The organism is Marilutibacter aestuarii (genome assembly GCF_006546775.1).
Classification (GTDB): domain Bacteria; phylum Pseudomonadota; class Gammaproteobacteria; order Xanthomonadales; family Xanthomonadaceae; genus Marilutibacter; species Marilutibacter aestuarii.
The window spans coordinates 1-4,668 of record NZ_VICE01000065.1 but is presented as its reverse complement, the minus strand read 5'-3'; the positions used below and the strand labels follow the sequence as shown (position 1 = coordinate 4,668).

General features: G+C 69.9%; 6 protein-coding genes and 1 pseudogene. 2 read left to right on the top strand and 5 right to left on the bottom strand.

What is annotated here, in order from left to right:
- Positions 1 to 346, top strand: a pseudogene (locus FKV25_RS06630) (penicillin-binding protein 1C); the annotation flags it as partial.
- Positions 347 to 359: 13 nt separating this feature from the next.
- Here FKV25_RS06630 and FKV25_RS06625 read toward each other — a convergent pair.
- Positions 360 to 854, bottom strand: a complete 495-nt coding sequence (locus FKV25_RS06625; RefSeq protein ID WP_141518004.1) for a GNAT family N-acetyltransferase — start codon at positions 852 to 854, stop codon at positions 360 to 362.
- 3 nt (positions 855 to 857) lie between these two features.
- Positions 858 to 1,337: a peroxiredoxin gene (locus FKV25_RS06620; RefSeq protein ID WP_141518003.1), complete on the bottom strand. Its 480-nt coding sequence runs from the start codon at positions 1,335 to 1,337 to the stop codon at positions 858 to 860.
- Between the two features lie 244 nt (positions 1,338 to 1,581).
- Here FKV25_RS06620 and FKV25_RS06615 point away from each other — a divergent pair, with 244 nt between their 5' ends.
- Positions 1,582 to 2,490: a DnaJ C-terminal domain-containing protein gene (locus tag FKV25_RS06615; protein ID WP_141518002.1), complete on the top strand. Its 909-nt coding sequence runs from the start codon at positions 1,582 to 1,584 to the stop codon at positions 2,488 to 2,490.
- Between the two features lie 67 nt (positions 2,491 to 2,557).
- Here the strand turns inward: FKV25_RS06615 and FKV25_RS06610 are convergent, their stop codons facing one another.
- From FKV25_RS06610 to FKV25_RS16620, 3 genes are all read right to left on the bottom strand, one after another.
- The gene (locus tag FKV25_RS06610) at positions 2,558 to 2,923 is read right to left on the bottom strand and encodes a response regulator (RefSeq protein WP_141518001.1); all 366 of its coding nucleotides are present in this window, start codon (positions 2,921 to 2,923) and stop codon (positions 2,558 to 2,560) included.
- 86 nt (positions 2,924 to 3,009) lie between these two features.
- Complete coding sequence (locus FKV25_RS06605) at positions 3,010 to 4,011, bottom strand: YhdH/YhfP family quinone oxidoreductase (RefSeq protein ID WP_141518000.1); 1,002 nt, start codon at positions 4,009 to 4,011, stop codon at positions 3,010 to 3,012.
- A 157-nt stretch (positions 4,012 to 4,168) separates the two neighbouring features.
- Positions 4,169 to 4,668 (bottom strand): GIY-YIG nuclease family protein (locus FKV25_RS16620; RefSeq protein ID WP_342777165.1); only part of this gene is annotated, 500 nt, incomplete at its 5' end.

Sequence of the window (4,668 nt, the reverse complement as noted above, 5' to 3'; positions counted from 1 at the left end):
GACGAGCGCCGAGCGACGCGCGGCCGCCTTGCCGCCGCTGGCCGCCGATTGCGTGGACGACGGGCGTAGCGGCCACGAGCACCTGGCCATCGAAGGGCTGGACGACCGCGCGACCCTGGCGGCTGCGCCCGGAGCGACGCGTGGGCTCCGGCTGTCGCTGCGTGCGGTCGGCAGCGACGCGCGCATCCGTTGGCTGCTCGACGGTCGCCTCGTCGGCGAGTCGGTGGGCGGCGGGCGTTTCGAGCACGACTTCGGCGAGCCGGGCACGCACACACTCACGGCACTGGCGGAGACCGGGGCCTGGGCCCGCGTCGAGTTCCGGGTGTTGCCCCCGACCGGCCGCTGAGCGCGCGGGGCGCTCAGGCGATGGCGTGCCCGGGCCCTGCTTCGGCGGCGTCGGTGCCGGCGATACGCGCGTAGATGTCGGGCACGTAGCGTTCCATCAGCGTCGCCGGTGCCGCCGGGGAGGTGAAGCCGTGGCGCCGGTACAGCGCATGGGCATCGAAGGTCGCCAGGGTGAAGCGGCGCAGGCCCTGCAGGTCGGGATGGGCATCCACGGCCTGCATCAGCGCGGTCGCGTAGGCGCGCCCGCGGAAGGCGGGCAGCACGAAGACGTCGACGAGGTTGGCGAAGGTCGCGCGATCGGTGATCACGCGGGCGAACGCGACCTGGCCCTCGCCGAGGAATCCGCCGAAGCACAGGGAGTGGCGGATCGAGGTTTCCACGAGCGCGCGGGGAATGCCGCGCGCCCAGGTGCTCTGCGTGGCGAGGAAGTGGTGGATCAGGTCGACGTCGAGCTTGGCCGGGTCGGTGCTGATGCGCAGCGACCCGGCGTCCGGGGCGTCCCCGGCCATCGCTCAGTCGATCTCCGCCAGTACGTGTTCGGCCGAGGACACCCGGAATTCGCCCGGGGCTTCGACGAACAGCTGCTTGACCACGCCGTCCTCGGCGTACAGGGCGAAGCGCTTGGCGCGCATGCCCATGCCATAGCCGGTGGCGTCGAGTTCCAGGCCAAGCGCCCGGGTGAGGTCGGCGTTGCCGTCGGCGAGCATGGACAGCCCCTCCGGGACGTTCTGGTCCTGCGCCCAGGCCTGCATCACGAACGGGTCGTTGACCGAGAGGCAGGCGACGTCGATGCCCTTGTCGCGGTACGAGCCGAAATGCTCGACGAAGCCGGGCAGGTGCTTTTCCGAACACGTCGGGGTGAACGCCCCCGGCACCGCGAACAGCACCGCACGGGCGCCGCCGAGGACCGCGCGCGACTGGACGGGTTCGATTTCCGCGCCGACGCGCTGGACCACGACGTCGGGAAGGGTGTCGCCGATCTGGATGCTCATGCAAGGTACCTGCTGGGGGAGGCGGGAGCCTGGCAGTGTAGGCGCTGGGACGTGAAGGCCCATCGTCCGTTGGTCATGCCCGACTTGAAAGCGGGCGTCCGCGGGCCTACCTGTGTGATGACCTCGTTTTCGCGACGGGTCGGTAGGATGGGCGCCTCGGGATGCGCCCGGCCGATGCCGCGCATCGACGGATTTTGGAAGCCCGGTCGCCGCCGCTCGCGGCCGGCCGGCATGGGAGACCCGGATGCAGTTCAAGGATTACTACCAGATTCTCGGCGTCGAGCCGGGCGCGGGCGACGCGGAGATCAAGACCGCGTACCGTCGCCTTGCCCGCAAGTACCACCCCGACGTCAGCAAGGAAGCCGATGCCGAGGAGCGGTTCAAGGCGGTCAATGAAGCCTACGAGGCCCTGCGCGATCCCGAGAAGCGCAAGGCCTACGACCAGTTGCGCGCGCGCGGCTACCGTCCGGGCGACGAAGTGCAGCCGCCGCCCGGCGGCTTCGGCGGCGGGGGCGGTTACGGCGGCGTCGACTTCGAGGAGATCTTCGCCGGCGGTGGCGCCGGCGGCGGCTTCAGCGATTTCTTCGAAGGCCTGTTCGGTCGCGGCCGCCGCCCCGGTGGCCCGGGTCCCGGCCCCGGCATGGGGCGCGGTCCCGCACCGCCGCGCGATACCCGCGCCAAGCTCGCCGTATCGCTGGAAACGGTCTACACCGGCAACAGCGTTCGAATATCGGTCAACGACAGGACCCTCGACGTTCGCGTGCCCAAGGGCATCCGCGAGGGCCAGGTGATCCGCCTCGCAGGACAGGGCGGCGCGGGCGACCTGCTGCTGGAAATCGAATACGCCGCGCACCCGCAGTTCGAGGTCGACGGCCGCAATGTCATCCACGTCCTGCCGCTGGCGCCCTGGGAGGCCGCGCTGGGCGCGACGCTCAGCGTGCCCACCCTGGGCGGCGCGGTGGAGCTGAAGATCCCGCCCGATTCCGAAGCCGGGCGCAAGCTTCGCCTGCGCGGACGCGGCCTGCCCGGCAGCCCCGACGGCGACCAGATCGTCGAACTGGAGGTGCTTGCGCCGCGGCCCGCCACCGACGAACAGCGCGAGGCCTACGCCACCCTGCGCGACGCCTTCGGCGAGGACTGGCGCCGCGCCTGAGCCGGTTGCCGGCAACGAAAAAGCCCCGGCCAGGCCGGGGCTTTTCCATGTCGGAGGAAGGCGACGCTCAGTTGGGGATCAACTGGCCGATGACTTCCGCCAGGTCGTTCTCGCTGAAGGGCTTGGTGATGTACGCCTTGGCGCCCTGGCGCATGCCCCAGACGCGGTCGGTATCCTGGTCCTTGGTCGTCACCAGCACGACGGGGATGTGCTTGGTCGTCGCGTCCCTGCAGATCGAGCGGGTCGCCTGGAACCCGTTCAGGTTGGGCATCACCACGTCCATCAGGACCAGGTCGGGCAGCTCGCGCTTGGCTGCCTCCACGCCGGCAGCGCCGTCTTCGGCGGTGACCGCATCGTGGCCCAGCTTTTCGACAATGCGACGAATGCCCATCAGCTGGGACGGAGAGTCGTCGACGATCAGGATACGCGCCATGGTGTTCCCCCAATAACCTGAAGACGATTGTATCCGGGGCGGGGCACTCCGCAAGTTGATTCGCGCCAAAATCGACCGGTGGCGGCTCAGGCCGCCTGGAAGTCCACCAGGGTACGGCCGAACGAGCCCCCTTCGAGCATGGTGTCGAACACCCCGGGCAGGCCGGCCAGGCCCACCACGCGGGTGCAGATGCGGTCCAGGTGGCGTGGCTTCCAGTCGCTGGCCAGGCGTTGCCAGACCGTCTCGCGGATGTCGCGGGCGGTCCCGGCCGATGCCACGCCCAGCAACGACACGCCGCGGATGATGAAGGGCATCACGGTGGTGTCCAGCGCGTGGGAGGCGGCCAGACCGGCGCTGGCGACGTTGCCGTAGGGCGCGGTCTGCGCCAGCAGGCTGGCGAGCATGGGCCCGCCGACGTTGTCGAGGCCGCCGCCGAAGCGGGTGGATTCCATCGGCCGGGTGGTCGCCAGCGCGTCGCGGCCGACCACCTCGGTGGCCCCGATCGCCTTGAGGTAGTCGGCCTGGTCGGTCTTGCCGCTCACGGCATGGACCTCGAAGCCGGCGCGGCTGAAGATGTCCAGCGCCAGCGAGCCCACGCCACCGGTGGCCCCGGTGACCGCGAGCGGGCCGAGGTCGGGCGTCTGCCGGTTCTCGGTCATCCGCAGCAGGGCCAGCGCGGCGGTGAAGCCGGCGGTGCCCAGGACCATGCTCTCGCGCAGGTCCAGGCCGTCGGGCAGCGCGATGACCCACTGGCCCTCCAGGCGGACGTACTCGGAGTATCCGCCGTCGCGCGTCTCGCTGAGCCCACAACCGGTGGTCAGCACGGCGTCGCCCTCGCGGAAGCGCGGATCGGTCGACGCCACGACATGTCCTGCCACGTCGATGCCCCCGACCAGGGGGAAGCGCCGCAGGATCTTGCCCTTGCCGGTGCCGGCCAGCGCGTCCTTGAAGTTGACCGACGAGTAAGCGGCCTTGACCACGACCTCGCCCGGCGACAGGTCGTCGAGCGACACGCGCTCGATGCCACTGCGGTAGCCCTGGTCGTCGTCGTGGATGCGGAAGGCGTTGAATGTCGTAGGGAGGCTCATGCTCAGGATCCTGGAAAGGCGAGGCGCTGCAGTCGGTCCATGGAATGGGTCGGGACGGGCGCGCGCGTCGTTGGCGTTCGGGTCCACTTTATCAGCCGTGTGGCTGGGGCGAATCCCGCACGACCGGACCATGGGCTTTCGCGTTTGCCTTTGAACGTCATGCCAGCGAACGCTGGGATCCAGCCTTCGCATTGGACTTGGCGCCCCGGCCCGGCTCGGCGCGCCGGGCGTTCGGCAAGACCGCGATGCAATGCTTGCGTGCCTGCTGGAGAAGTGTGGGGTACAGGTCCAGCCACCGCGGATTGCGTTCCTCGATCAGCTGGATCTTCCATTCGCGCCGCCACGCCTTGATGGCTTTCTCCCGTTGGATGGCGGGCGCCATGCTCTCGTGAGATTCGAACCACACGAGGTCATGGACACCGTACTTGCGCGTGAAACCCTCCGTCACGTCGTTCCGGTGATGCCAGACACGAGTGAGAAGGTTTGAAGTCACCCCCACGTAAAGCGTGCCGTGGTGGTCGCTGGCCAGCATGTACACACAAGGGTGCTTCATGGCTCCCTCCTTGGCGCCCCGGCCCGGCGCAGCGCGCCGGGCGTTCGGCAATACCGCGCGGCGGCGCCGCGCAAACGGCCTTGCCTCACCCCAGCGAACGCTGG

What these genes read in the sequence shown, in the direction of transcription:
- FKV25_RS06605 (WP_141518000.1), bottom strand. Translation starts at nt 4,011, where the DNA reads ATGAGCCTCCCTACGACATTCAACGCCTTCCGCATCCACGACGACGAC.
- FKV25_RS06610 (WP_141518001.1), bottom strand. Translation starts at nt 2,923, where the DNA reads ATGGCGCGTATCCTGATCGTCGACGACTCTCCGTCCCAGCTGATGGGC.
- FKV25_RS06625 (WP_141518004.1), bottom strand. Translation starts at nt 854, where the DNA reads ATGGCCGGGGACGCCCCGGACGCCGGGTCGCTGCGCATCAGCACCGAC.
- FKV25_RS06615 (WP_141518002.1), top strand. Translation starts at nt 1,582, where the DNA reads ATGCAGTTCAAGGATTACTACCAGATTCTCGGCGTCGAGCCGGGCGCG.
- FKV25_RS06620 (WP_141518003.1), bottom strand. Translation starts at nt 1,337, where the DNA reads ATGAGCATCCAGATCGGCGACACCCTTCCCGACGTCGTGGTCCAGCGC.